Source organism: Micrococcus sp. HOU01, assembly GCF_035609305.1.
GTDB classification, from domain to species: Bacteria; Actinomycetota; Actinomycetes; order Actinomycetales; family Micrococcaceae; genus Micrococcus; species Micrococcus luteus.
In genome coordinates, this window is the sequence record NZ_CP141211.1 from 962,681 (window position 1) to 987,496 (window position 24,816).

The window sequence follows — 24,816 nt, forward strand, 5'->3', positions numbered from 1 at the left end:
GATTCTAGTGGTCGCTGGGGAGCGACTTGGTTGCGCGCGACCTAACCGGGTGGCAGGCTGGAGCCGACTCGTCCCGCACGGGGCGGGCGGATGAAAGGACCTCTCATGGAGACCATCTACACCGCCGAGGCGCTCAGCACCGGCGCCGGCCGCGACGGCCATGTCCGCACCACCGACGGGCGGGTCGACCTCGACCTCGCGGTGCCCACCGAGATGGGCGGCTCCGGCCAGGGCACCAACCCCGAGCAGCTGTTCGCCGCCGGCTACGCCGCGTGCTTCCACTCGGCCCTGCAGATGGTCGCCCGGGCCTCCCGTGCCGACATCACCGACTCCTCCGTCGGCGCGCGCGTGGGCATCGGCCGCCAGGGTGAGGGCTTCGGCCTGGAGGTCACCCTCGAGGTCGTGCTGCCCAACGTCCCCGCGGACCAGGCCCGCGCCCTCATGGAGCAGGCGCATCAGGTGTGCCCCTATTCGAACGCCACCCGGGGCAACATCGACGTCGTCCTCGAGCTCGGGGAGGCGTGATGACGAAGCGCCGGCAGTCCGCCCCCCTCTCCCAGACCGCCGCCCGCCTCGGCCTCGGCGGGTTCATGACCGCCGCGGGGCTGTCCCACCTCACCGTGGCGCGCCGTGAGTTCCGCGCCCAGGTGCCCTCGTGGGTCCCGCTCCCGGCGGACCTCGTGGTGCTCGGATCCGGCGTGGCCGAGATCGGCCTCGGGGCCGCTCTCCTGGCGCTCCCCGGGCAGCGCCGCCTGACCGGCACCGCCCTGGCGGCCTTCTACACGGCGATCTACCCCGGGAACATCGGGCAGTACGCCGAGCGCAAGGACGGCTTCGGGCTGGACACCGACGGCCGCCGCCTGGCGCGGCTGTTCGGCCAGCCCGCCCTCATCGCGGCCGCCCTGTGGGCCGCGGGAATCCCCGAGCGGGAGCAGGGCGGGCGCGGCTGACGCCGTCGCCGGTCCTGCGGCCCTGGGCCGGCTCCGGGCACGTGCCCGGAGCCGGCATGACGTCAACCCGTCGCGAGGCGCGGCCCGTTCCGCAGGTGTCCGGTCCGGCGGGCCGTCAGCCGTGACGCATCGTCCCGGTCTCGAGGAAGCGCTGGTGCCAGGACAGGGCCTCGCCCAACAGGTGCGGGGTGTGCAGGCCGTCCGACCCGCGCATCGCGCGGTCGAAGTAGTCCCGCAGCGGATCCCTGTAGTCCGGGTGCGCGCACGTGTCGATGATCGTGCGGGCGCGCTGCTTGGGGGAGAGGCCGCGCAGGTCGGCCAGTCCCTGCTCGGTGACCACCACGTGCACGTCGTGCTCGGTGTGGTCCACGTGCGAGACCATCGGCACGATGCAGGAGATGTCCCCGCCCTTGGCCGTGGAGGGGGTGAGGAAGAACGAGGTGAACGCGTTGCGGGCGAAGTCGCCGGAGCCGCCGAGGCCGTTCATCATCTTCGTGCCCATCAGGTGCGTGGAGTTCACGTTGCCGTACAGGTCGGCCTCGAGCATGCCGTTCATGGCGAGGATGCCGAGGCGACGCACGAGCTCGGGGTGGTTGGAGATCTCCTGGGTGCGCAGGATCAGCTTGTCCCGATACTTCGCGGCGTTGTCGTTGAACCGTTCGGCGGCCTCGGTGGACAGGGAGAACGCGGTCGCGGACGCGGTCGCCAGGGTGCCGGAGTCCAGGGCGTCGAGCATGCCGTCCTGCACCACCTCGGTGAACGCGGACAGGCCCGTGAACCGGGACTTCACCAGCTCGGACATCACCGCGTTCGCGATGTTGCCCACGCCCGACTGCAGCGGCAGCAGTCGCTCGTCGTACCGGCCCTGGGCCACCTCGTGCTCGAAGAACTCCACGAGGTGCTGGGCGATCGCGATCGAGTCCGCGTCGGCGGGCTTGAAGGCAGAGTTCCGGTCCGGGGCGTGGGTCTCGACGACGGCCACCACCTTGGCCGGATCGCACCGCAGGTACGTCTCACCGATGCGGTCCGCGGGGTGGGTGAGCATGATCGGCGTGCGGTGCGGGGGCAGCGCGGTGCCATAGTAGACGTCATGCAGACCCTCGAGGTCCTCGCTCTGCCACGAGTTGACCTCGAGGATCACCTGATCCGCCAGGTCGATCCAGGACTTGTTGTTGCCCACGGAGGAGCTGGGGACGAGACGGCCGTCCTCGCGGATCCCGGACACCTCGATCACCGCGGTGGTCATGGGCCCGTAGAAGCCGTTCCACACGGTCTGCGCCAGGTGGGACAGGTGTGTGTCGATGTACTCGATCGCGCCCGCGTTGATCTTGGCGCGCATCGTCGGGTCCGACTGGAACGGGGTGCGCAGCGCGACGGCGTCCGCCTCGGCCAGCGCACCGTCCATCTCCGCGGAGGTGGACGCCCCCGTGTGGAGGTTGATGCGGAACTCCTCGCCGCGCGCGTGCAGCTCCTTGGCCCGCTCGGCCAGCGCCGTCGGCACGGCCTTCGGGTAGCCGGACCCCGTGAACCCGCTCATGCCCACGGTGGTGCCGTGCTGGATGAACGCCGCCGCCTCCGCGGCGGACATCACCTTCGACCGGAGGCCGGGGTGGTGGATGCGGGACGACATGGGTGAGGCCTCCGTGCGGGTGAGACGAGTCGAGCGAGAGCGCTGTGACGTGGAACAGCGATCAGCGTACCCGCGTCACGGGTGGCCGTGGGGATGATCACGCCGGAGGTCGCCGAGCCCGACCTGCGTGATCGACGACGGCGAACAGGGCTCGGCACTCCGGGGCGGCGCGCCTAGGCTCGGCGTCATGCGAGCACTCGTCCTCCAGTCCTACGGCGGCCGTGAGGCCATGGCCCTCACCGACGTCCCCGCCCCCACGGTCGGCGCCGGTGAGGTGCTGATCCGCACCCGCGCGGTCGGCCTCAACCCCGTCGACGCGATGCATCGCGAAGGCGACTTCAAGGCCATCGCCCCCGACGACTTCCCCACGGTCGCCGGCAACGAGCTCAGCGGCATCGTCGAGACCGTGGGCGCCGGGGTGACCGCGTTCGCCCCGGGTGACGCGGTGATCACCCGCGTGGACCCCTCCGGCCACGGGGCGTTCGCCGAGCTGGCCGCGGTGCGCGCGGACTGGGTGGCCGCCGCGCCCGCCCGCATGCCCCTGACGGACGCGGCCGGCCTGCCGCTCGCCGGCCTGACCGCCCAGCAGGCACTCGGCCCGGAGCACCTGGACCTGCAGCCCGGGGAGCGGTTGCTGATCACCGGGGCCGCCGGCGGCGTCGGGCTGATCGCCACGCGCTTGGCACACCTGCGCGGCGCGCACGTGACCGTGACCGCCTCCGCGGCGGGTGAGCCGTACGTCCGCGAGGCCGGCGCCGACGCGGTGATCGACTATCGCGCCCGCACCGTCGCAGAGGGGGGCGAACGCTTCGACAAGGTGTTCGACCTCATCGGCGGTGATCAGATGGCCGAGCTGCTCGGCTCGATCGAGCCCGGCGGCCGGCTGGTGACCATCGCGGGCCCGCCGAGCCCCGGCAGCCTTCGTGAGACCGCGCGCCCGTCGCGTCGGCCGCTGGCCGCCGTCGTCTCCCGGGTGGCCAGTGCGAAGGTGCGCCGGGCCGCGAAGAAGGCCGGGGTGACCTACGAGTTCTTCCTCATGCATCCGGACGGGGCGGGCCTGGCCGAGCTCGTTCGGCTCGTGGACGCCGGCGAGCTGGCCGTGACCGTGGACAGCCGCTACCCCCTGGCCGACTGGGAGCAGGCGTTCGAGCGTCTCGAATCCCACCATGCCAAGGGCAAGGTGCTGCTCGAGTTCTGACCGGCGGGCGCGTCGGCGCCGGCCTGCCCGGGCCGGCACCGCCTCGTATCCTGGCCTCGTGCACCCGTCTGTGAGCGAGCCCCTCACCCGACTGCCGGACGGCACCGTCAAGCAGCGCAACCCCTTCACCGGTACCGAGGTCTGGACCGTGCCCGGCCGCGGCCACCGCCCGCTCGGCCTCGTCCGGCCCGCCCCGCAGCCGCTCGACCCCGCCCAGCACGGCCGGCACTGCGCCTTCTGCGAGCACCGGATGCTGGAGACGCCGCCGGAGAAGTCACGCATCGTCTCCATGAGGGCCGACGACGGCGCCCCGGCCTGGCAGATCCTGCGGCACCCGGCCGCGGAGCGGCTCGAGGAGACGACCCCGGCCTTTCGCCGGGTCCCCAACCTCTTCGAGATCCTCAGCTACAACTACTGGCGTCTCAACCACGGCTATGAACTTCCCCCGGACGCGCGCCGCCGCCGTGACGAATACCTGGCCACCGAGGCCGGCCGCGCCCACGTGCGCGCCGTCGTCGCCGCGAAGCTGCGCGCCTCCGGCCGCTCCACCGAGGAGGCTGCAGCGATGTCCGAGGCGGAGCTGATCGCGGCGTCGGCCGCATTCTTCGGCGGCACGCACGACGTGGTGATCGCCCGGCGGCACTTCGTCGACGACGCCGTGGACGACCACCAGCTCGCCTCCTCGGGCACCCTCACCCCGGACGAGCACCACGCCTTCCTGGCCCTCACCGCCGACGCGATGCGGGACCTCTACGCGACCACGCCCGCCGTGCGGTACGTCTCCGTGTTCCAGAACTGGCTCAAGCCCGCCGGCGCCTCCTTCGACCACCTGCACAAGCAGCTCGTGGCCATCGACGAGATCGGCGCGCAGAACGCCGCCGCCCTCGACCGGCTGCGCGAGGACCCGCAGGTCTTCAACCACGCCGCGCTGGACGTCGCCGTGGCGCACGACCTCGTCATCGCCGAGAACGAGCACGCCGTGATGTTCGCCGGCTTCGGCCACCGGTACCCGACGGTCGAGGTCTACTCCACGAGCCCGGTGGGGGAGCCGTGGCGGCAGGACCCGGCCGAGCTGCGCGGCATGTCCGACCTGCTGCACGCCGCCCACGCGGCCACCGGCCCGGACGTCCCCTCCAACGAGGAGTGGCACACCCGCCCGCCCGGCGTCGCGGACCCGATGCCGTGGCGCGTGATGCTCAAGTGGCGCGTCTCCACTCTCGCCGGCTTCGAGGGCGCCACCAAGATCAACGTCAACACCCTCAGCCCGTGGGACGTGCGGGACCGGGTGCTGGCGAGGCTGCGGGAGCTGCGGGCGGCGGGCGCGCTCGCGGACGGGATGCGGATCGGGGCCGACGCGCGGGTCCGGCCGGGCATGCTCCGGTACGCGGACTGAGCGGCGGGGCCCGTCCCTCCGCGCGGTCGGTAGCGTGGGCGTCATGGCCCTCCACCTGCAGCGCTACCGCGAGATCGCCCACGTCATGGCCCGCAACGGCCTCATGGCCACGGCCGTGCAGGCCGGGCTCTCCCGGTGGCTGCCCCTCGAGGAGGGGGAGCCGCACCTGGGCATCGACGCCGAGGCCCGCCCCGAGCTGTTCGTGCGCACGTTCGAGGAGCTGGGCGTCACCTTCGTGAAGCTCGGGCAGCTGATCTCGGCGCGCCCGGACGTGTTCCCCGAGGCCTACTGCGCGGCGTTCGCCCGCCTCACGGACAGCACGACGGCGGTGCCCTTCGAGGCCGTCGCCCGGACGGTCGAGGAGGACCTCGGCGCCGACGTCGACACCCTGTTCGCCTGGTTCGACCGGGCGCCCCTGGCCACCGCCTCCATCGGTCAGGCCCACCGTGCGCGCCTGCACGACGGGCGCGCCGTCGTCGTGAAGGTCCGCAAGCCCGGTGTGGTGGAGCAGGCCCAGGCGGACCTGGAGATCCTGCGGACGCTGGCGGCCACGTGGTCGCGGGCCTCACGGACCTTCGCCGACCTGGACGTGCCGGCCATGGTGGACGAGTTCGACCGCTCGCTGCGCGCCGAGCTCGACTACGTGGTGGAGGCGCGGGCCTGCGAGGAGATCGCCGCCGGCTTCCGGGACACCCCGGGCGTGCGGTTCCCGTGGATCGAGTGGGACCTGACCACCTCGCGCGTGCTGACCATGCAGGAGCTCTCCGGGCTGCGCGTGGACGACCTGGCCGGACTCGACGCCGCCGGCATCGACCGGGAGGAGCTGGCGTACCGGGCCGCCGACGTGCTGCTGGCCATGGTGTTCGAGCACGGCGTGTTCCATGCGGACCCGCACCCGGGCAACCTGTTCATCGAGCCGGACGGGACCGTCGGGTTCATCGACTTCGGCTCCGTCGGGCGGATCTCCCCGTCCCTCCGGCGCCGGTTCGCGGGCCTGGCCATGGCGCTGGCCCGGCAGGACACCGACGGGCTGGTGCGGGCCCTGCTGGACATCGCCCCGCCGCGCGGCCCGGTGGACCGCCGTCGGCTCCGGCTGGAGGTGGCCCGGATCGTCGGCCGCCTCGAGGGGCGCGAGCTCGAGGACATCCGCGTGGCGCAGCTGATCTCGGAGATCTTCGCCCTGGTGCGGCGCCACCGGCTGTCCCTGCCGCCCGAGCTCGTGCAGCTGCTGCGGATGCTGATCATCGTGGACGGCATCGGCCGCCGCCTGCACCCCGGCTTCGACTACACCCGCGTGCTCGACCCGTTCGCCCTGCGCCTCGTGGGGGAGCACCTCGACCCCCGGCGGGTGGCGGGCCGGATCGGCCGGGCCACGATCGCGGCGGCCGAGCTCGGCATCGACCTGCCGGAGTACGCCCGCAAGGTGATGGAACGCATCGACGACGGCGGGATCGACGTCACCGTCCGCGCGAGCGAGCTCGAGCCGCTCGTGACGCGCCTCGAGCGGACGGGCGACCGGGTGGTGGCCGCCATGGTGGTGGCCGCGATGATCACCGGCGGCACGAACGTGCTCGTGGCGTACAAGGACCGGCTCGGCCGCTTCGCCGGGCCGGTGGTGGCCGCCGGCGGCGCCGCCCTGACCGGCGGCAGCGCCTATCTGGCCTGGATCAGCCGCCCGCGGCGTCGCCCCCGCTGAGGGCCACGGGCGGGGTCAGTCGTCGGGATCATGCCCGCACCAGGCCGACCGCGGCGCAGGCCGTCTCGAAGTCGTCGAGGCCGAACGCCTGGATCGGGCTGACGACGCCGGCCTCGCGGGCCCGGCCTGCGGCGAGCTGACGGGCGCCCCAGGCCATGAGGTCCCCGGTCAACGTGTAGGCGTTGGGGCCGCGCAGGTGCACGTCCGCCACGACGCGGCCGGCCGCGTCCCGCGCGATCGCCCCGACCCGGGAGCCCGTGCGGGCCCGGTCTGCGGCGTCGGGGCCACCCGGGTCCCCGGCCAAGGGCCGCAGCAGGGCCTGCACGCCGCGGGCGACGCCGGGGAGCCACCCCACCGCGCCGAGGGCGGCGGCGCCGATCTGCGTGGGCCGGGCCGGGAACCAGCCGTTGAAGACCTCGACCTCATCCAGGCCGGGCTGCATCCGCGGCAGGAACAGGGACTCCGTGCCGCCGAACAGCACGCCGCGGCGGTCCTGCCCGTCGACCCGGAAGACGGCCGACCGGCTGGCCGGGCCCGTGGTCGCCAGCCGCCCGCCGCGCCACGTGATCGTCCGCTCGGTGAGGGCGCCCACCATCGTCTGGCGCGTCCCGTGGCTGAGGTCGACGCGCGGGTCCAGCTCGCCGTCGGCGAAGTAGCCGATCTGCAGGGACCGTGCGCGTCCACCGGCCTCCGCCAGCGCGAGCCCGCCCGCGAGCATGCCCGGCGCGTAGTCGAAGCCGAGGGCGGGCAGCAGGGTGGCGCCCGTGCGTCGGGCGGTGGCGTCCAGGTCCGCCTTGAGGTCCTTCACGAAGCCGACCTCACCGGTGGAGTCCACGTAGTGCGCGCCCCGCTCCGCGGCGGCGCGGGCGACCGGTCGGCCGTAGCGTTCGAAGGGGCCGACCGTGGAGACCAGCACATCGCCTTCCGTGACCAGGGCCCTCAGCGAGGCGGGGTCACCGGCGTCGGCGACGGCGACCTCCAGCCCGTCGTGCCGCCTCGCCGCGTGCTGGAGCGAGTCCCGGTTCCGGCCCGCCAGCACGGGCCGTGCGCCCTGGGCCACGAGGGCGTCCACGACGAGGGATCCGGCGTAGCCCGTCGCGCCGAGCACGATGATGCGGGGGGCGTCGGGGCGGTCGAGGTGCAGGGGAGAATCCGTCATGGCCCCACGCTAGGCCGCGCACGCGGAGACCTCACGGGCTCGGCGACGCCGATCCGCGTGGACCCCCTCTCGCGCTCCCGGACCGGCGGACCCGGACATGGCGAGCCTGGCCCGGCACCCGCCTGCAGGGGCAGACTCGGGGGATGACCCGTACCCCGCCCGCCGTCGCCCCGCCCGCCGCCGAGTCCGGCGGCGAGAGCCTGCTGACCGTCCTGATCGCCCTCGGCGTGAACACGGTGATCGCCGTCGTCAAGTCGATCGTGGGCGCGGTCACCGGCTCAGCCGCGATGGTGGCGGAGGCCGCGCACTCCTGGGCCGACGCCGGCAATGAGGTCTTCCTGCTGCTGGCGGAGCGTCGGGCCGGCCTAGCCCCCGACGCGCGGCACCCGCTGGGCTACGGGCGCGCGGCCTACGTGTGGTCGATGGTCGCGGCCTTCGGCCTGTTCGCGGTGGGCTCGGCGGTCTCGGTCTGGCACGGGATCACGGCCTGGTCCGCCCCCGAGGAGGAGGCGGAGTACACGATCGCGTACATCGTGCTCGCCGTCGCGTTCGTGCTCGAGGGCATCTCGTTCCTGAACGCGCACCGGCGCGTCCGCGGCGACGCGGAGCGGCGGCACATCAGCGATGCCACGTTCCTGCGCCAGACCTCGGACCCCACCCTGCGCGCCGTGTGGGTGGAGGACGCCTCGGCCCTGATCGGCCTGGCCATCGCGGCCGCCGCCCTCGCCCTGCACCAGCTCACCGGGGACCCCCGGTGGGACGCCGCCGGCTCGATCCTCGTGGGCGTGCTGCTCGGGGTCGTCGCGATCTTCCTGCTCTCGCGGAACATGGCGTTCCTCGTCGGCGAGGTCGCCGACCCGGTGATCCGGACCCGGGTGCTGCGCTGGCTGCTGGAGCGGCCCGAGGTGCTCTCCGTGAGCTACCTGCACCTCGAGTACGTCGGCCCGGAGAAGCTCTTCGTCGTCGGGGCCGTGGACCTGGCCGGGGACGAGCGGGAGAGCGAGGCCGCGGTCCTGCTCCAGCGCGTGGAGGACGCCCTCCTCGAACACCCGCGCGTGGCCGCCGTCGTGCTCTCCCTGTCCAACCCCGTCCACGCGCCCCTGGCCCCGGAATCGCAGAACACCCGCGTCTGAGCCCGCGCGGCCGGCGGGCGAGCGGCCTCAGTCGAGGCCGGGGCGGCGGCGCGTGCGCTTCACCTCGGAGCGACGGCGTTTGGCCTCCAGGCGGCGCCGCCGGGAGCCGCGCGTCGGCGTCGTGGCCCGCCGCGGCGTCGGCGGGGCCAGGGCCTCGCGCAGCAGCGCCGCGAGCCGCTCGCGGGCGGCCACCCGGTTGCGCCACTGGGCCCGGTGCTCCGCCACGCTGACGGTGAGGACCGTCCCGGCCAGCCGGGGCGCCAGCCGCGCGAGGACGCGGGCGCGCTGGACGTCGTCGAGGGCGGAGGTGGCCGCCAGGTCCAGGCTGAGCTGGACCCGCGAGTCCGCCGTGTTCACGCCCTGACCGCCCGGGCCGGAGGCGTGGGAGAAGCGTTCGACGAGTTCGCCCGCGGGGATGATCAGCCCGCGGGGTGCGCCGGGGCCGGGGGTGACGCGCACGTCGCCGGGGCGGGGCTCAGCCACGGGGGGCCGCCGTCCGTGGTCCGCGCAGGTCCGCGAGTGCGACGAGGAGCGCGAGGGCCATGCACCCGGCCACCAGCGCGAAGGCGGCCATGAACGCCCCGTCCCAGTCGGCACCGGAGGCGACGCCCAGGAACACCCCCACGATCACGGCGGTGCCGACGGCCGTGCCGACGCGCTGGCCGGTCTGCAGGACGCCGCCGGCCGTGCCGGAGTGCCGCGGCGGGACCTCGGCCAGGCTGAGGGTCTGGTTGGGGGAGACCACCAGCCCCTGCCCGGCACCCAAGATGGCGAGGGTGAGCAGCAGCCACCACGGACTCAGGCCGAACTCCCGGTTGGCCCACGCCACCCCGATGGAGCCCACGACGGCGAGCAGCGCCAGCGCGATGCCGAGGACGACGATCTTCCGGCCCGTGCGCAGCACCACGCGCCCGGCCACGGTGGACATCACGCTCGACATGACCGCCGAAGGCAGGCCGATGAGCGCGGCGTGCAGCGCCGGGTAGCCCAGCCCGTTCTGCATGAACATGGCGATCACGACGAACATGCTGGTCGAGCCGGTGAAGTAGATGGCGATCAGCAGGGCGCCGCACGCGAAGCTGCGGGTCTGGAACAGGCGCAGGTCCACCATCGGGGCGCGGCCCCGTCGGGCGTAGCGGGCCTCCCAGCGTGTCCAGAGGGCGGCCAGGCCGATGCCGACGGGCACGAGCACGAACCGCCACGGCCCGAGCTCACGGTCCAGGAACGGGAGCATGACGGCCACGAGGGCGCCCGCCAGCAGGACGACGCCGACCGGGTCCAGGTCCGGACGCCGCGCCCGCTCGGGGACGGTGCGCGGCAGCCAGTGGCGGGCCACGACCAGGGCGCCGAGGGCGATCGGCACGTTCACCAGGAAGGTCGCGCGCCAGCCGAGGTCGCCGCCGAGCCACGCGATGAGCCCGCCGCTGAGCAGCGGCCCCACCGCCACGGACACCCCGACGACGGCACCGAGCGCCCCGAACGCCCGGGCGCGGGAGGCGCCGGAGAACTCGCCCTGGATGAAGCCGGTGACCTGCGGGTTGAGCAGGCCCGCGCCCACGCCCATGACCAAGCGCGCGAGCACGAGCAGGACGCCCGTGGGCGCCAGGCCGGACAGGAGCGCACCGAGCGCGAACACGCCGAGGCCCACCAGGAACAGCCGGCGGCGGCCGAAGAGGTCACCCGCCCGGCCCGCCGGCACGAGCACCATGCCGAACACGAGGGTGTAGCCGGAGATGGCCCACTGCAGCTCCGCGTCGCTGGCGTCCAGGCCCCGCTGCAGGGCGGGCAGGGCCACGTTGATGCTGGACACGGCCAGCAGGGACATGAAGATCGGGATGAGGAGCACCGCGAGGATGCGCTGCTGGTGCGGGGTGAAGACCGAGGACGCGGCGCCGTCGGACGGACGCGGGGCGACGGGCATGCGGTCTCCTTCACAAGGGTGTCTCGGGCGCTCTCCAGGATCGGCCCTCGTCCCGCATCGTGCCAGGTCCGAGGGTCCTCGGCCCGGTGCGGCGCACGGAGGCCATGACCGCGACCGTCGCCCTGCCGCCCCGTCCCGCCGGCGTGGGGCCATCGACAGAGGCACCTCCGGTCCCCGGCGGTGGAGAAGGCGAACTGACGGGGGCTCGGAACTGCTCCGCAAGGCCGTACTCTTCACGCATGAGCGAGACGCACGATGAGATGCAGGTGTTCGCGGCGGACCAGGGCCTGCTGGTCTGGGGCCCGTCCCGGGCACTCGAGCTTTTGGACCGGGCAGAGGACGTGCGGGCGAAGGTGGTCACGCCGTCGCTCGTGGCCAAGCTGGGCACCCTGGTGCAGGGGATTTCCCAGGCGCAGCTGGAGGGAGCGCGCTATCTCCGGCTGGACGACAAGTCCTACGAGACGGTCAAGGCCCTGGGCGTGAAGAACCTGAGTTCGGGGGTGCTGCGGCGCAAGGACGTCGCCGGCGGTTCCGGAGGCCAGATCGTGAAGCACCTCTCGTTCACGGCGACCCCGCCGGCCAACCCCGCCGCCGTGGCCGCACTGGCGGCGGCCACCACCCAGCTGCAGATCATGGCCGCGCTCGACGACATCCAGGACTATCTGGCCCTCATCGACGAGAAGCTCGATCGCCTCCTGAAGCAGCGCAAGCTCGAGGTCGCGGGTCAGCTGGGCGGCATCGTCTTCGCGATCGAGGAGGCCGAGGCCGTCCACGGATCGACCGGACGGGTCTCCGCGGTCACCTGGTCCAAGGTTCAGCAGAACTCGCTGCTGCTGCAGCAGGTGCAGGCGGAAGCCGTCTCGCAGCTGGCCGCCGTCGCGGACCGCGTCATCGCGTCCAAGGCAGACGTGGACAAGCTGGCCAAGGTCGTCGGCGCGGCCGAGGAGGACGTCCAGTTCTGGCTCGGCATGCTCGCCCGCTCGATGGCCGTCCAGGACCGACAGCAGCTGCTCGAGCTGGCGCGCGTGGAGGAGGACGAACCCGAGCTGCTGGCCGAGCACCGCGAGGGCCTCGTGGCCGCGCGGGTGCACCGCACCGCACGGATCGCTGAGGCACTCCGGCGGATCAACGAGTCCCTCGTCGAGGCAGGAACCCTGAAGAACCTCGGTTACGTCGCCAACCCGATCAGCTCGCGCCGCGTCACCCGGGGGTCGAATGCCGTGACCGATCAGGTGCTCGAGTTCGTGACCCACACGGACATCGAGCTCGACGCCCTCGGGCGTGTTGCCGGGAAGCGGTGGTTGGAGGCCGCACAGGGGTTCGCGGGTGAGGTGAAGACGGTTGTCGAGACCAACGCCGTGGACGCCAAGCAGGGCGCCAGCCGATTGGGTCGGGCCCTGCAGGCCAAGCGCGAGGAGCGCATGCTCGCCAAGGCCGAGGAGATCCGAGCCCGGCGGGCGGAGATTGAGCCAGCCGACGACGACGCCTGACCCCCCAACGCCCCTCACTTCGCGTCCGCGTACGACCCCACGCTGGAGACGGTGAGCGGGAAGTCCACGGGGGCGGGACCGAACAGCAGGCGGCCGGCGGCGCTCGCGGACTCCGTCACGACCGTCCGCACGGCCTCGGCCTCCGTGGCCGGGCCGTGCAGGACGACCTCGTCGTGGACGAAGAACACGAGTTCCGTGCGCATGCCGGCCGAGCGCAGTCGACGGCGGATCTCGCCCATCCAGCACAGCGCCCACTCGGCTGCGGTGCCCTGCACCACGAAGTTCCGGGTGAAGCGGCCCTGGGAGCGCCGCCGTCGCCGGGCCGCGGACTCGGCGGCCTGGGTGCCGACGTCGGACACGGACTCCTGCCACTTCCGCCCCGGTGCGGGGGACCAGCGGCCCAGCCACGTGGACACCTGGCCGCCGCCCTCGCCGACGGAGGCCGCCCGTTCGAGCAGGCCGATCGCTCGGGGGTAGAGCCGGCGCAGGTGTGGCATGAGCGCCGCGGAGTCGCCCGTCGTCGAGCCGTACATCGCACCCAGCAGGGCGATCTTCGCGCGCCCGCGGTCGGCCAGCGCGGTGCCGGCTGCCCGGCCCTGCTCCGCCACCTCCCGGTACAGGTCGGGCGTGGTCCCGGCACGGGCCAGCGCCTGGTCGGCGGCCATCGCGGCGAGGATGCGCGGCTCCACCTGGGAGGCGTCGGCCACGGTCAGCGTCCACCCGGAGTCTGCGCGGACGGCGTCGCGCACCCCGGCCGGGACCTGCATGGCCCCGCCGCCGTGGGCGGCCCACCGCCCGGTCACCACGCCGCCGACCAGGTAGGCGGCGTGGAACCGGCCGTCGTCGCCGATCCACTGGTCCAGCCAGTGCCAGCCGTTGGCCGTCCACAGCCGAGCCAGGGCCTTGTACTCCAGCAGCGGCGCGAGCAGCGCGGCCCGCGCCTCGCGCTCCGCGCCGCCGGCGTCGATCCAGTGCTTCAGGTCCCACTGCCGCGTGGACTCCACGGCCACGCCCGTCGTCTGCAGCGCCCGCAGCAGGCTGGGCTGCGAGTCGGGGCTCAGCCCGGGGGAGCCCAGGACGTCGGCGATGCGTTCGGCCAGGGCCTGCAGGCGGGCGGGACGCTCGCCCGGGGCAGGCCGGGGGCCGAGCTGCTCGGCGAGGAGCGCCTCGTGCACGCCCCGGTCCCACGGCAGACCCGCCGCCCGGATCTCCGCGGCCACGAGTGCACCCTGCGACTCCGCCGCCGCGAGCAGCCGCAGCCGCTGCGGGTGGGCCGAGCCCTCGACGGCGGCCCGCTGCGCGGCCAGCTCGGCCGCGAGCACGGTGACGTCCGGGGCCGGGTCGGCCTCGTCCGGCAGGTCGAAGAAGGACTCCTGACCGGCGGGCACCCGCGCCGGGCGCTCGGGCTCCGTCGGGTCGGCGACCTCGAGCTGCGCCACGGGCGTGTAACGCACCCCGCTGCCCGGCGCCGTCGCCGCGTGCCGCAGGATCCGCTGGACGAGGGCCAGGTCCCAGCACCGATCCACCCGCACCCCCGCCGCCAGCCAGGCGGCGTACTCCGTCCCGACGTCGGCGAGCACCCAGCGGACCGTGCTCGGGTCCACGCCCAGGCGGGCGGGCAGACCGGCCACGAGCCCGGCCACGGACCCGGCGGCGCAGGAGCCCAGGGGAACGGCGTCATCGCCCTCCCCGTCCAGGGCCCACCAGGTGCCGGGGCTGCCGACGGAGGCGGGGGCGGGGCCCAGGACGACGAACATGGCCCTCATTCTGCCCCGCCGCCTCACCGTGGGCGGGGCGAGGGGCTGTGCGACTTGCACGCTCGCCGAGCGAAGAAGACACTGTGCGGACGCACCGGCGCGCAGCGGGCCGTCGGGCGCCACCCAGAGAGGACCCACCATGACAGCGACCCGGTCCGGCGGCGCCGCGACGTCTCGCCTCAACGCCAAGGTGGTCGGCATCTCGGTCGCCGCCGCGCTCGGCGGTTTCCTGTTCGGCTTCGACACCTCTGTCATCAACGGCGCCGTGGACGCCTCGCCGGGGAGTTCGGCCTCGGCGCCGGTCTCACGGGTTTCGCCGTCTCCTCGGCGCTGATCGGCTGCGCACTCGGCGCCTGGTTCGCCGGGCCGATCGCCAACCGCCGCGGCCGCGTGCCCGTGATGGTGATCGCCGCGATGCTGTTCCTGGTCTCTGCCATCGGCTCGGGTCTGGCGTTCGGCGTGGTCGACCTGATCGTCTGGCGCATGGTCGGCGGCCTGGGCGTGGGCGCCGCGTCCGTGATCGCTCCGGCGTACATCGCGGAGGTCAGCCCGGCCCATGTGCGCGGTCGCCTCGGCTCGCTCCAGCAGCTGGCGATCGTCCTGGGCATCTTCGCCGCGCTCCTCACGGGCGCGCTCTTCGCGACGATGGCCGGGGGAGCGGCGCAGCCGTTCTGGCTCGGCGTCGACGCCTGGCGCTGGATGTTCCTGGCCGAGGCCGTCCCGGCGGTGCTGTACGGCCTGTTCGCCCTGAAGCTGCCGGAGTCCCCGCGCTACCTGGTCGCCCGCGGCCGCACGGACGAGGCGGCCGAGGTCCTGCACGAGTTCACCGGTGTGGACCGGGTGAACCTGATGATCGAGGACATCCGGCGCTCGCTGGACTCGGAGCGCCGCGAGTCGCTGGCGGACCTGCGCGGACCGGCGGCGGGCCTGCAGCCGATCGTGTGGATCGGCATCCTGCTCTCGGTCTTCCAGCAGGCCGTGGGCATCAACGTGATCTTCTACTACTCCACCACCCTGTGGCGTTCGGTGGGCTTCGGGGAGTCGGACGCCCTCACGGTCACCGTGATCACCTCGGTCACGAACATCGCCGTGACCTTCATCGCGATCGCCCTGGTGGACCGCGTCGGCCGTCGCCCCATGCTGATCGCCGGCTCCGCCGGCATGACGGTCAGCCTCGGCCTGATGGCACTGGCCTTCTCCTTCGCGCAGACGGGCGGCGCCGAGTCCGTGTCCCTGCCGCAGCCGTGGTCCACGGTGGCGCTGGTGGCCGCGAACGCCTTCGTGGTGTTCTTCGGCGCCACCTGGGGGCCGCTGGTCTGGGTGCTGCTGGGCGAGATGTTCCCGAACCGCATCCGCGCCGGCGCGCTCGCCGTGGCCGCCGCCGCGCAGTGGGCGGCGAACTTCACCGTCTTCACCACGTTCCCGTGGTTGGCGGACATCGGCCTGACCCTCGCCTACGGCCTGTACGCGGTCATGGCGGCGCTGTCCCTGGCCTTCGTGGCGGCCTTCGTGCCCGAGACCAAGGGCAAGACGCTCGAGCAGATGAGCGACGTCGTCGTGCGCTCCCCGGGGCAGCGGCGCGCGGTGCGCGCCGAGGCCGAGCGGGACCTGCGCGGCTGACACCGCCCGTCCCGACGACGGCCCCCTCCCGGAGCTTCTGACAGGGAGGGGGCCGTGGTGTGTGCGGGGCGGGTCAGCCGGCGTCGGCGCCGGTGGCGGCCTCCTCGTCGTCGAGGCGCTCCAGGCCCTCGTCCTCGGAGTCCTCGATGAGACGGTCTCCGGCGATCTTGTCGACGATCATCGCGATGGCGGCGTCGCCGGTCACGTTGGTGGCGGTGCCGAAGGAGTCGATGGCGATGTACGTGGCGACCATGAGCGCGACCTGCGGCTCGGTGAAGCCGAGCATCGAGGACAGCAGGCCCGAGGCCGCCACGATCGCGCCGCCGGGCACGCCGGGCGCCGCGACCATGGTGACGCCCAGCATGAAGATGAAGCCCACGAACACCGGGACGTCGATCGACTGGCCCGAGAGGAACAGCACCGCGATGGAGAACGAGACGATCTTCACCGTGGAGCCGGCCAGGTGGATCGTCGCGCACAGCGGCACGACGAACGAGGCGATCGGCCGGCGCACGCCGAGCAGCAGGGTCTGGCGCAGGGTCACCGGGATGGTCGCCGCCGAAGACGAGGTGCCCAGGGCCGTCGCGTAGGCCGGCAGCATCGTCTTCAGGGCCGTGAACGGGTTGCGGCCCGTGATCGCGCCCGCGACGACGTACTGGACGAGCAGCAGCACCACGGTGAGGCCGAAGACCAGCAGGATCACGCCGAGGAACGTGGTGATGACCTCGAAGACCTCGCCGGCGGCGGTCATGTTCAGGAACACGCCGAAGATGTAGACGGGCAGCAGCGGCACGATCAGGCCCATGACGACCCGCTCGATGATCGATCGCAGCTGGTCGAAGCTCTCGTGGAGGGCGCCGCGCGGCAGCATCGTCAGGCCGATGCCGAGCACGAACGCGAGCAGCAGGGCCGTCATCACGCCGAAGGGCGGGTCCATCTGCACCTCGAACAGCGGGCCGAGCAGCGCGTCCTCGGGGTTGGCCATCGCCTCGAAGGACCCGGGCGTGAGGATCAGCGGGAAGACGAGCAGGCAGAACAGCAGGGCGCCGAAGCCGCCGAGCAGGGTGGAGCCGTAGGCGATGCCGCCGGTCAGGGCCAGCAGCTTCCCCGCGCCCCGGCCGATGTCGCCGATGGCGGGGGCGACGAGCGCCAGGATCAGCACCGGGACGATGAAGCCCAGGAAGTTCGAGAACAGCCCGTTGAAGGTGGCGAAGGCCTGCACGAGCCAGGTCGGCGCGACCAGGCCGACGAGGACGCCGGCCACGATCGCGAGGAGGATGCGGGGCAGCAGGCCGACGCGGCGGCGGGGCGCGGCGACGGCGCCCCCGGAGTCGGTGCCGGACGCGTCGAGGGCGTCGGAGTGGGAGCGAGACATGGCCGACACGCTAGCGCAGGCCGTCCTGCCCGTCGCCCGGTCGGTAGGCCATCCGTGGCGGTGCCGGCGACCCCCTCACCCGTGAGCGCCTGCAGCAGGAGATGCTCGACATCCAGGCCAGGGTGGGCAAGACCATCGTGATGGTCACCCACGACGTGGACGAGGCCGTGCTCCTGGGCGACCGGATCCTGGTGCTCGAACCCGGCGCGCACGTGGCCCAGTACGCCACCCCCGAAGAGGTCCTGGCGCGGCCGGCCACCGAGTTCGTGGCCGACTTCGTGGGGTCGGGAGCGGGGCTCAAGCGGCTGGGGCTGCGGTCGGTCGACTCGCTGCCGCTGCGCCCGATCGCACCGCACCCGACGGGCCCGCTGCCGGGCGGGCCCGTGCTCGACGCGGCCACCCCGATCAGCGAGGCCCTCGCCGCGCTGGTCACCGCCCCGACGGAGGAGATCGCCGTGGTCCGTGATGGCACGGTCATCGGTCTGCTCGACTATCCGACACTGCGCGCGCACGCCCGCGCCAGCGACGAGCGGGCTCCGCCATGATCGCCCGGCTGCGTGCGGCCTCCACCGAGGACCGCCTGCTCCTGATCGGCCTGCCGCTGCTGGTGGCCGCCCTGCTGATCGGGTGGACCGTCTGGGTGCGCGGAGCCGCCCTCGACGACGTCGAGGCCCGGCTGCTGACCTGGCCCACCGTCCTGCGCCTCACCGCCGAGCACCTGGCCCTCGTCGGCGTGTCCACCGTTCTGGTCGTGGCGACGGCCGTCCCGCTCGGCGTGCTGCTGAGCCGCCCCGCCGCCCGGCGGTTCACCCCCGTCGCCATGGGGCTGGCCAACGCCGGCCAGGCCGCTCCCGTGATCGGTGTGATCGTCCTGCTCGCCATGGCGTGGGGGTTCGGCTTCCGGGTCGCCGTCCTGGCACTGTCCCTCTACGCGTTCCTGCCCGTGCTGGCCAACACCCTGGCCGGGCTGCGGGGCGTCGACCCCACCGTCGTCGAGGCGGCCCGCGGCATGGGCATGTCGCCGCTGCAGACCCTCCTCCGGGTGGAGCTGCCCCTGGCCCTGCCCGTGATCATGGCGGGTCTGCGGACCGCCCTGGTGCTGCTGGTGGGCACCGGGGCGTTCGCGACGTTCATCGACGCGGGCGGCCTCGGCCTGCTCATCCAGACCGGGATCGTCCTGTTCCGTTTCCCGCTGCTCGTCTCGGGGGCGATCCTGGTGGCCGCCCTCGCCCTGATGATCGAGTGGATCGGCCGCCTCGTCGAGACGCTGGCCACCCCGAGGGGGCTCGCATGACCACCCCGCGCGCGACCACCCCATCCCGCCGCCGCGGCCGGACCCCCGCCCGTGCCGCGATCGCCGCGCTCGGCCTGGCGGCCTCCCTGGTCCTGTCTGGGTGCGGGCTGAGCACCGCGGGCGGCCACCTGCCCTCGGGCGTCCCGGCCGGCGACGCCGCCGGGATCAGCCTCGAGGGTGCCGCGGTGTCCGTGGGCTCGAAGAACTTCAACGAGGGCGTGGTCCTGGGCAAGATCACCGCGATCCTGCTGCAGTCCGCCGGCGCGGACGTCGAGGACCTCACCAACATGCCGGGCTCGCTCAGCGCCCGCCAGGCGCAGGTGGAGGGCGTGGTGGACGTGCAGTGGGACTACACGGGCACCGCGTGGATCACCTACCTCGGCCACACCGACCCGGTGCCCGGCGCCCAGGAGCAGTGGGAGGCCGTGCGCAATGAGGACGCCGGACGGGGCCTCGTGTGGCTGCCCCCGGCGGAGCTGAACAACACGTACACGTTCTCGGTGCGCCAGGACCGGGCCGCCGAGCTGGGCGTGGAGTCCCTCGCGGACATCGCCGCAATCCCCGTGGCGGAGCAGAGCTTCTGCGTCAGCGCCGAGTTCGCCGCCCGCAACGACGGGTTCGTGCCGATGCTCGAGGCCTACGGCGTCGAGCCGCCCACGGGGGAGAGGCTGCGCCAGATGGACATCGGCGCAGTGTTCTCCGCGGTGGCGGACGGCTCCTGCACGTTCGGCGAGGCCTACTCCACGGACGGGCGCATCGCCGCCCTGGACCTGACGACGCTCGAAGATCCGCTCTCCTTCTTCCCGCAGTACAACGCGGCCCCGATCATCCGCCAGGAGGTCCTGGACGCGCACCCGGGGATCGCACGGCTGCTGGCGCCCATGATCGAGCGCCTGGACAACGAGACGGCGGCACGGCTGAACGCGCGAGTGGACGTCGAGGGCCAGGAGCCCACGCAGGTGGCGTGGGACTGGCTGCTCGAGGAGGGGCTCATCACCGAGTGAGGCCGCGGCCCGAGCGCTCGTGTGCCGGGCGGACCCGCGTCCCGGACTGACGGCATCTCGTCAGCGCAGCGCGCCGACCGCCCGGACGGCGCCCACGATCGCGTCCGCGGCGGCGTCGAGCAGCGCCGCGTCCGCCTCCGGGCCGAACGTGCAGCGCAGTGCGGTGCGCGCCTCGTCCTCGGTGAGGCCCAGGGCGAGCAGGGCGGGGGAGGGCTCTTCGGAGTGCGCCGAGCACGCGGAGCCCGCCGAGGCCAGCACACCGCGCCGGGCCGCCTCCTCCAGCACGGACTCGCCGTGGAGGCCCGGCAGCACGAACGAGGCATGGCGGGGCAGCCGCCGCTCGGGGTGGCCCGTCAGCCGCGCCCCCGGGGCCACGCCCCGGACGCCATCAAGCACCCGCGCCGCGAAGTCGTCCCGCAGCCGTGTCCAGTGCGTCGCGTGCGCGCGCCGCTCGGCCTCGGCCTCCTCGAGGGCCGCGGCGAACCCCGCGGCCCCGGCGACGTTCGACGTCCCCGAGCGGCGCCCGCGCTCCTGGCCGCCGCCGGGCACGAGCGGCTCGAGCTCGTGGCCACCGCGCACCCACAGGGCGCCGACGCCCTTGGGCCCGCCCACCTTGTGCCCGGACAGGGCCACGAGGTCCGCGCCGAGGAACGTCACGTCCACCGACACCTGGCCGGCGGCCTGCACCGCGTCCACGTGCAGGGGCACGCCCGCCTCCCGGGCGACGGCGGCCAGTTCGGCCACCGGCTGCACCGTGCCCACCTCGTTGTGGGCCAGGTGCACGCTGACCAGCGCGGTGTCCGGGCGCAGGCGGGCGGCGAGGTCGTCCGCGGAGGTCAGCCCGTCACGGTCCAGCGCGAGGTGCTCGACCTCGACGCCGTGCAGCCGGGCCAGCTGGTCACAGGACTGCCGCACCGCGCTGTGCTCGATCCCCGTGGTCAGCACGTGGCCCGCCGGGCGCCCGGCGAGGATCCGGGCGCGCACCGTGCCGAGCACGGCGAGCGCGTCGGCCTCCGTGCCGCCCGAGGTGAACACGACCTGCCCGGCCCGGGCGCCGATCGCGCGGGCCACCCGCGCGCGGGCGTCCTCGAGCAGGGCCGCCGCCGCCCGGCCGGCCTCGTGCGCCGAGGACGGGTTGCCGTAGACGCCGGTGAGTGCGGGCCACATCGCCTCCAGCGCGCTGCGCCGGACGGGCGCGGTGGCCGCGTGGTCCAGGTCGAGGGTGGTGCTCATCGGCGCGGCGAGACCTCCTCGACCACGGCGTCCAGGCCCAGGTCCAGGGACTGGACGGTATGGGTCAGCGCTCCCACCGAGATCACGTCCACGCCCGTGGCCGCGATCGCCCCGATCGTCTCGAGGCTCACCCCGCCGGAGGCCTCGACGACGGCGCGGCCCGCCACGAGCTCGACGCCGGCCCGCAGCTCGGCCGGCGAGAAGTTGTCCAGCATGATCGTGTCGACCCCGGCGGCGAGCACCGCCGGGATCTGCTCGAGCCGGTCGACCTCCACCTCCACGTGGGTGGTGTGCGGCAGGCGGGCCATCCCGGCGCGCAGGGCCGCGGTGAGGGCCTCGCCCGGGTCGCCGGCACCGCCGAACCCCAGCGCGGCCAGGTGGTTGTCCTTGAGCATCACGGCATCCGAGAGGCTGAAGCGGTGGTTGTGCCCGCCTCCGTCCCGCACCGCCTGCCGTTCGAGCACGCGCAGACCCGGGGTGGTCTTGCGGGTGTCCACCACCCGCGCGTGCCCGCCGCCGGCGCGCACGGCGGCCACGTGGGCGGCCGTCGTCGTGGCGATCCCGGACAGGCGCTGGACGAGGTTCAGCGCCACGCGCTCGGCGCGCAGCACCGAGCGGGCGGGGCCCGCGACCTCGGCGACGACGGCGCCGGGGGACAGGTCGGCGCCGTCGGCCAGGTGCAGGGTGACGGACACGGCCGGGTCGACGAGCCGGAAGGCGGCCTCGAGGGCGTTCGGGCCGGAGAGCACCCCGGCCTCGCGGGCCACCACGCGCGCGGTGATCCGGGCCTGCTCCGGGACGAAGGCCTCCGAGGAGACGTCACCCCAGGGCGCGTCCTCGGCGAGCGCTGCGGCCACGATCCGCTCCACGTCCGGCCGCGGGGCCGGTGTCGTCGGGGCGCGGTCGGCCGGGGTCACGTCCCAGCCCCGGCGGACTGCGCGGCCGACTGCTTCGGCGCGACGGCCAGCATTCGCTCGAGCGCGGTGCGGGCCGGGTCGGCCACGGACGCGGGCACGGTGATCCGGTTGACCACGCGGCCGGCCACGAGCTCCTCGAGCACCCACGCGAGGTAGCCGGGGTGGATGCGGTACATCGTGGAGCACGGGCAGATCACGGGGTCGAGGCAGAAGATCGTGTGCTCGGGGTGCTGGGCGGCCAGGCGCTGCACGAGGTTGATCTCGGTGCCGATCGCGAAGGTCGAGCCGGCCGGCGCCGCCTGGATGGCCTTGACGATGAAGTCCGTGGACCCGGAGGAGTCCGCGGCCTCCACCACGGGCAGGGGGCACTCGGGGTGCACGATCACCTGGACGTCCGGGTGCTCGGCGCGGGCCTGCTCGATCTGCGCCACGGTGAAGCGGCGGTGCACCGAGCAGAAGCCGTGCCACAGCAGGACCTTCGCGTCTCGCAGGGCGTCCTCGGAGTTCCCGCCCAGCGGCAGGCGGGGGTTCCACGTCGGCATCTGCTCGAGTGGGATCCCCCTGGCGCGGCCCGTGTTCCGGCCCAGGTGCTGGTCCGGGAAGAACAGGACGCGCTGGGCACGCTCGAACGCCCAGTCCAGCACGGCCGAGGCGTTGGAGGACGTGCACACGATGCCGCCGCGCTCGCCGACGAAGCCCTTGAGGGCCGCGGAGGAGTTCATGTAGGTCACGGGCAGCAGGGGCACGCGCCCGTCGTCGTCCGGCTCGGTGCCGTAGACCGCCTCGAGCTGCTCCCACGCGTCCTCGACCGAGTCCAGGTCGGCCATGTCCGCCATGGAGCAGCCGGCGGCGAGGTTGGGCAGGATGACGGCCTGGTCCGGGGTGGAGAGCAGGTCCGCGGTCTCCGCCATGAAGTGCACGCCGCAGAACACGATCGCCTCCGCCTCGGGCCGGCCCTGGGAGGCGCGCGCGAGCTGGAAGGAGTCGCCCACGAAGTCGGCGTGCTGGACGACCTCGTCGCGCTGGTAGAAGTGGCCCAGCACGACGACGCGTTCGCCGAGCGTCTGCCGCGCCGCGCTGATCCGGGCGTGGAGCTCCTCGTCCGAGGCCCGCTGGTACTCCTCGGGGATGCGGCCCTGCACGGGGGCGTCGGCCGGGACGGCGTCGTCCTGCGATGCGCCGGGGCCGTAGGCGGGCAGGCCGGCGTCGAACGCCCAGGGGCCGCGGGTCAGGTCGGGGGAGCACGAGGAGCCGCGCGCGGCGTCCTTGTCGATCAGGGTCAGGGTGCGGGCCACCGAGGCGGTGGTCCCGGTCGGGGTGGTCATGGGTGACTCCTGGGTCGGGGCTGGTGGTCAACGGCGGGCCGGTAGCGGTAGAGCTTGGGCGGGCGGTGCGGGGTGCCGCCGCGGACCTCGCCGGTCTCCTCGAGGGTCCCGGCGGCGAGGGTGGCGCGGCGGAAGTTGGCGGCGTCGAGGCCGCGGCCGAGGACGGCCTCGTGCACGGCGCGCAGCTCGGCGAGGGTGAAGTAGGGTCCCAGCAGCGCGTGCCCGACGCCGGCTCGCGGTAGGTCCGCGCGCAGGCGCGCCACGGCCGCCGCCAGGATCTGCGCGTGGTCGAACGCCAGCGCGGGCGGCGCGTCGGCCCGGTGCCAGCGCACATGGACCCCGATGGGCAGCCCGGCCACGTCCGGGTCCGGGCTGGACGCCGGGGCGGCGCCGTCGTCGTCCAGGGCGGGGCTGAGCGCCCAGTGGGCCACCGTGAGGACGCGTCCGGTGGGGGAGCGGTCCACGGCGCCGAACGCCGCCAGCTGCTCGAGGCGACGGACGGGGCCGGGCACGCACTCGGCGGCCACGCGTGCGGCGACGTCGGCCAGCTCCTCGTCCGCGCCGAGCCACGCGCCCGGCAGCGCCCACCGGTCCAGGAACGGCTCGCGCATCCGCGGCACGAGGGCCACATGCAGGCGGGGCGCCCCGGGGGCGTCCGCGCGCACGCCGAAGACGGCCGTGGACACGGCGACGCTGACGCGGGCCTCAGCGACGGGCATGGGACCTCCCGGAGTGGACTGGCGGGGCTGTTCTGGTCAGTATGACACTGTTCCCGCCCATCTCAGAGGGTCAAGATGACTGTAAGTCGGGTGAGGCGCCGGTGCGGTCCCGCGCTAGCCTGAGTCGGGTGAACACAACCGCCGCCTCCGCCCCGTCCGACGCCCCCCTGGCCTCCACCCGCATCGGGGAGGGCTCGCGCCGCGTCGCGTTCCTGCACGGCCTCATGGGCCGCGGCCGGAACTTCACCGGCCCGGCCAAGGAGCTGGGCGACGACTTCACGGTGGAGCTGATCGATCTGCCGGACCACGGCGCCTCGCCCTGGACCGACCGGGTGGACTACCGCGAGATCGCGGACCGGGTGGCCGCCCACCTGCGCGCCGGGCTCGCCGCCGACGGGCCGGTCCATCTGCTGGGCCACTCGATGGGGGGCAAGGTCGCGATGGTGCTCGCCCTGCGGCACCCGGACCTCGTGGACCGGCTGATCGTGGAGGACATCTCCCCGCGGGTCTCGCCGCAGGCCACGGACGAGTTCGCCCACCTGCTGGGCACCATGCTGCGCATGGACCTGGACGCGTACGACTCGCGGGCCGAGGTCGACGCCGCCATGGCCGAGCACGTCCACGACGCGCGGGTGCGCGGTTTCCTGCTGCAGAACCTGCGGCGCACGGGCGACCACTTCGCGTGGCAGCCCAATGTGGCCATGCTCTTCGAGCACCTGCGGGAGATCGGCTCGTTCCCGGACCCGGTGGTCCCCGAGGACCCGGAGCGCGTGTTCGACCATCCGGTCCTGTGGCTGGCCGGCGCCGAGTCGGACTACGTCCAGGACGAGGACGTGCCGCGGATGAAGGAGCTGTTCCCGCGCGTCGTGCGCGTGACCGTCCGCGACGCCGGCCACTGGCTGCACGCCGACCAGCCCGAGGCCTTCGTCTCCGCGGTGCGCACCTTCCTCACCGCCGACTGACGAGGCCCGCCGGGAGACGGAGACAGCGTTGAGGCCCGCA

The 24,816-nt window shown here is 74.0% G+C and carries 21 protein-coding genes and 1 pseudogene; 12 read left to right on the plus strand and 10 right to left on the minus strand.

Going from position 1 to position 24,816, the window contains the following annotated elements; translation table 11 throughout:
* Positions 1 to 105 precede the first annotated feature (105 nt).
* Entirely contained in the window at positions 106 to 525 is a 420-nt protein-coding gene (locus SOY78_RS04565) for an organic hydroperoxide resistance protein (RefSeq protein ID WP_002855232.1), read from the plus strand.
* On the plus strand, positions 525 to 950 hold the full coding sequence (locus SOY78_RS04570; RefSeq protein ID WP_095694796.1) for a hypothetical protein: 426 nt from the start codon (positions 525 to 527) through the stop codon (positions 948 to 950). The genes SOY78_RS04565 and SOY78_RS04570 overlap by 1 nt, the downstream gene beginning before the upstream one ends.
* 115 nt (positions 951 to 1,065) lie before the next feature.
* On the opposite strand, the gene SOY78_RS04575 is transcribed toward SOY78_RS04570, so the two are convergent.
* Positions 1,066 to 2,580, minus strand: a complete 1,515-nt coding sequence (locus SOY78_RS04575; RefSeq protein WP_217564732.1) for an acetyl-CoA hydrolase/transferase family protein — start codon at positions 2,578 to 2,580, stop codon at positions 1,066 to 1,068.
* 187 nt (positions 2,581 to 2,767) lie between these two features.
* Between SOY78_RS04575 and SOY78_RS04580 the strand changes: the two genes are divergently transcribed.
* The 3 genes from SOY78_RS04580 (at position 2,768) to SOY78_RS04590 (ending at position 6,867) form a co-directional block, all read left to right on the plus strand.
* Complete coding sequence (locus SOY78_RS04580) at positions 2,768 to 3,778, plus strand: NADP-dependent oxidoreductase (protein ID WP_036316411.1); 1,011 nt, start codon at positions 2,768 to 2,770, stop codon at positions 3,776 to 3,778.
* A 70-nt stretch (positions 3,779 to 3,848) separates the two neighbouring features.
* Complete coding sequence (locus SOY78_RS04585; protein WP_324701859.1) at positions 3,849 to 5,171, plus strand: DUF4921 family protein; 1,323 nt, start codon at positions 3,849 to 3,851, stop codon at positions 5,169 to 5,171.
* A 43-nt stretch (positions 5,172 to 5,214) separates the two neighbouring features.
* A complete protein-coding gene (locus SOY78_RS04590; protein ID WP_324701860.1) occupies positions 5,215 to 6,867 on the plus strand; it encodes an ABC1 kinase family protein in 1,653 nt (550 codons plus the stop codon).
* A gap of 28 nt (positions 6,868 to 6,895) precedes the next feature.
* Here SOY78_RS04590 and SOY78_RS04595 read toward each other — a convergent pair whose 3' ends face one another.
* Positions 6,896 to 8,026 (minus strand): saccharopine dehydrogenase family protein, encoded by a 1,131-nt coding sequence (locus SOY78_RS04595; protein ID WP_145950510.1) that lies wholly within the window; start codon positions 8,024 to 8,026, stop codon positions 6,896 to 6,898.
* Between the two features lie 143 nt (positions 8,027 to 8,169).
* On the opposite strand from SOY78_RS04595, the gene SOY78_RS04600 reads away from it, so the two are divergent.
* Positions 8,170 to 9,159 carry a cation diffusion facilitator family transporter gene (locus SOY78_RS04600; RefSeq protein ID WP_134416730.1) on the plus strand — a complete coding sequence of 330 codons (990 nt, stop codon included), beginning with the start codon at positions 8,170 to 8,172 and terminating at the stop codon, positions 9,157 to 9,159.
* A gap of 27 nt (positions 9,160 to 9,186) precedes the next feature.
* Here the strand turns inward: SOY78_RS04600 and arfB are convergent, their stop codons facing one another.
* On the minus strand, positions 9,187 to 9,642 hold the full coding sequence (gene arfB / locus SOY78_RS04605) for an alternative ribosome rescue aminoacyl-tRNA hydrolase ArfB (protein WP_036316421.1): 456 nt from the start codon (positions 9,640 to 9,642) through the stop codon (positions 9,187 to 9,189).
* Positions 9,635 to 11,080: an MFS transporter gene (locus SOY78_RS04610; protein ID WP_324701861.1), complete on the minus strand. Its 1,446-nt coding sequence runs from the start codon at positions 11,078 to 11,080 to the stop codon at positions 9,635 to 9,637. The genes arfB and SOY78_RS04610 overlap by 8 nt, the downstream gene beginning before the upstream one ends.
* A 239-nt stretch (positions 11,081 to 11,319) precedes the next feature.
* Here SOY78_RS04610 and SOY78_RS04615 point away from each other — a divergent pair, with 239 nt between their 5' ends.
* Positions 11,320 to 12,570, plus strand: coding sequence for a hypothetical protein (locus tag SOY78_RS04615; protein WP_324701862.1), 1,251 nt, complete (start codon positions 11,320 to 11,322; stop codon positions 12,568 to 12,570).
* A gap of 14 nt (positions 12,571 to 12,584) precedes the next feature.
* On the opposite strand, the gene SOY78_RS04620 is transcribed toward SOY78_RS04615, so the two are convergent.
* The gene (locus SOY78_RS04620; protein WP_324701863.1) at positions 12,585 to 14,327 is read right to left on the minus strand and encodes a bifunctional 3'-5' exonuclease/DNA polymerase; all 1,743 of its coding nucleotides are present in this window, start codon (positions 14,325 to 14,327) and stop codon (positions 12,585 to 12,587) included.
* Between the two features lie 139 nt (positions 14,328 to 14,466).
* Between SOY78_RS04620 and SOY78_RS04625 the strand changes: the two are divergent.
* Positions 14,467 to 15,947 (plus strand): annotated as a pseudogene (locus tag SOY78_RS04625) (sugar porter family MFS transporter).
* 73 nt (positions 15,948 to 16,020) lie between these two features.
* Here the strand turns inward: SOY78_RS04625 and SOY78_RS04630 are convergent.
* Positions 16,021 to 17,322 carry a dicarboxylate/amino acid:cation symporter gene (locus tag SOY78_RS04630; protein WP_134416724.1) on the minus strand — a complete coding sequence of 434 codons (1,302 nt, stop codon included), beginning with the start codon at positions 17,320 to 17,322 and terminating at the stop codon, positions 16,021 to 16,023.
* A 101-nt stretch (positions 17,323 to 17,423) separates the two neighbouring features.
* Between SOY78_RS04630 and SOY78_RS04635 the strand changes: the two genes are divergently transcribed.
* From SOY78_RS04635 to SOY78_RS04645, 3 genes are read left to right on the plus strand one after another with little or no spacing between them, the layout of a single operon-like run.
* Positions 17,424 to 17,867: a hypothetical protein gene (locus SOY78_RS04635; protein WP_396824095.1), complete on the plus strand. Its 444-nt coding sequence runs from the start codon at positions 17,424 to 17,426 to the stop codon at positions 17,865 to 17,867.
* Positions 17,864 to 18,616: an ABC transporter permease gene (locus tag SOY78_RS04640; RefSeq protein ID WP_270618319.1), complete on the plus strand. Its 753-nt coding sequence runs from the start codon at positions 17,864 to 17,866 to the stop codon at positions 18,614 to 18,616. Before SOY78_RS04635 ends, SOY78_RS04640 begins: the two co-directional genes overlap by 4 nt.
* Positions 18,613 to 19,620 (plus strand): glycine betaine ABC transporter substrate-binding protein, encoded by a 1,008-nt coding sequence (locus SOY78_RS04645; RefSeq protein WP_317676386.1) that lies wholly within the window; start codon positions 18,613 to 18,615, stop codon positions 19,618 to 19,620. Before SOY78_RS04640 ends, SOY78_RS04645 begins: the two co-directional genes overlap by 4 nt.
* A 60-nt stretch (positions 19,621 to 19,680) precedes the next feature.
* Here SOY78_RS04645 and SOY78_RS04650 read toward each other — a convergent pair whose 3' ends face one another.
* Genes SOY78_RS04650 through SOY78_RS04665 form a run of 4 tightly spaced genes read right to left on the minus strand, consistent with a single transcriptional unit; the run spans position 19,681 to position 23,814 of the window.
* Positions 19,681 to 20,853: a cysteine desulfurase family protein gene (locus tag SOY78_RS04650; protein ID WP_317676384.1), complete on the minus strand. Its 1,173-nt coding sequence runs from the start codon at positions 20,851 to 20,853 to the stop codon at positions 19,681 to 19,683.
* Positions 20,850 to 21,770, minus strand: coding sequence for a carboxylating nicotinate-nucleotide diphosphorylase (gene nadC / locus SOY78_RS04655; protein ID WP_324701864.1), 921 nt, complete (start codon positions 21,768 to 21,770; stop codon positions 20,850 to 20,852). Before nadC ends, SOY78_RS04650 begins: the two co-directional genes overlap by 4 nt.
* Positions 21,767 to 23,095, minus strand: coding sequence for a quinolinate synthase NadA (nadA, locus tag SOY78_RS04660; RefSeq protein WP_036316443.1), 1,329 nt, complete (start codon positions 23,093 to 23,095; stop codon positions 21,767 to 21,769). The genes nadC and nadA overlap by 4 nt, the downstream gene beginning before the upstream one ends.
* The gene (locus SOY78_RS04665) at positions 23,092 to 23,814 is read right to left on the minus strand and encodes an NUDIX hydrolase (RefSeq protein ID WP_324701865.1); all 723 of its coding nucleotides are present in this window, start codon (positions 23,812 to 23,814) and stop codon (positions 23,092 to 23,094) included. The genes nadA and SOY78_RS04665 overlap by 4 nt, the downstream gene beginning before the upstream one ends.
* 128 nt (positions 23,815 to 23,942) lie before the next feature.
* Here SOY78_RS04665 and SOY78_RS04670 point away from each other — a divergent pair, with 128 nt between their 5' ends.
* Positions 23,943 to 24,776, plus strand: coding sequence for an alpha/beta fold hydrolase (locus SOY78_RS04670; protein WP_324701866.1), 834 nt, complete (start codon positions 23,943 to 23,945; stop codon positions 24,774 to 24,776).
* Positions 24,777 to 24,816: the final 40 nt, after the last annotated feature.

Coding starts and splice junctions, on each gene's coding strand:
- SOY78_RS04600 (WP_134416730.1), top strand. CDS start 8,170: ATGACCCGTACCCCGCCCGCCGTCGCCCCGCCCGCCGCCGAGTCCGGC.
- SOY78_RS04650 (WP_317676384.1), bottom strand. CDS start 20,853: ATGAGCACCACCCTCGACCTGGACCACGCGGCCACCGCGCCCGTCCGG.
- SOY78_RS04580 (WP_036316411.1), top strand. CDS start 2,768: ATGCGAGCACTCGTCCTCCAGTCCTACGGCGGCCGTGAGGCCATGGCC.
- SOY78_RS04645 (WP_317676386.1), top strand. CDS start 18,613: ATGACCACCCCGCGCGCGACCACCCCATCCCGCCGCCGCGGCCGGACC.
- nadA (WP_036316443.1), bottom strand. CDS start 23,095: ATGACCACCCCGACCGGGACCACCGCCTCGGTGGCCCGCACCCTGACC.
- SOY78_RS04640 (WP_270618319.1), top strand. CDS start 17,864: ATGATCGCCCGGCTGCGTGCGGCCTCCACCGAGGACCGCCTGCTCCTG.
- SOY78_RS04565 (WP_002855232.1), top strand. CDS start 106: ATGGAGACCATCTACACCGCCGAGGCGCTCAGCACCGGCGCCGGCCGC.
- SOY78_RS04635 (WP_396824095.1), top strand. CDS start 17,424: ATGCTCGACATCCAGGCCAGGGTGGGCAAGACCATCGTGATGGTCACC.
- SOY78_RS04595 (WP_145950510.1), bottom strand. CDS start 8,026: ATGACGGATTCTCCCCTGCACCTCGACCGCCCCGACGCCCCCCGCATC.
- SOY78_RS04665 (WP_324701865.1), bottom strand. CDS start 23,814: ATGCCCGTCGCTGAGGCCCGCGTCAGCGTCGCCGTGTCCACGGCCGTC.
- SOY78_RS04630 (WP_134416724.1), bottom strand. CDS start 17,322: ATGTCTCGCTCCCACTCCGACGCCCTCGACGCGTCCGGCACCGACTCC.
- SOY78_RS04590 (WP_324701860.1), top strand. CDS start 5,215: ATGGCCCTCCACCTGCAGCGCTACCGCGAGATCGCCCACGTCATGGCC.
- SOY78_RS04575 (WP_217564732.1), bottom strand. CDS start 2,580: ATGTCGTCCCGCATCCACCACCCCGGCCTCCGGTCGAAGGTGATGTCC.
- SOY78_RS04570 (WP_095694796.1), top strand. CDS start 525: ATGACGAAGCGCCGGCAGTCCGCCCCCCTCTCCCAGACCGCCGCCCGC.
- SOY78_RS04615 (WP_324701862.1), top strand. CDS start 11,320: ATGAGCGAGACGCACGATGAGATGCAGGTGTTCGCGGCGGACCAGGGC.
- SOY78_RS04610 (WP_324701861.1), bottom strand. CDS start 11,080: ATGCCCGTCGCCCCGCGTCCGTCCGACGGCGCCGCGTCCTCGGTCTTC.
- SOY78_RS04620 (WP_324701863.1), bottom strand. CDS start 14,327: ATGTTCGTCGTCCTGGGCCCCGCCCCCGCCTCCGTCGGCAGCCCCGGC.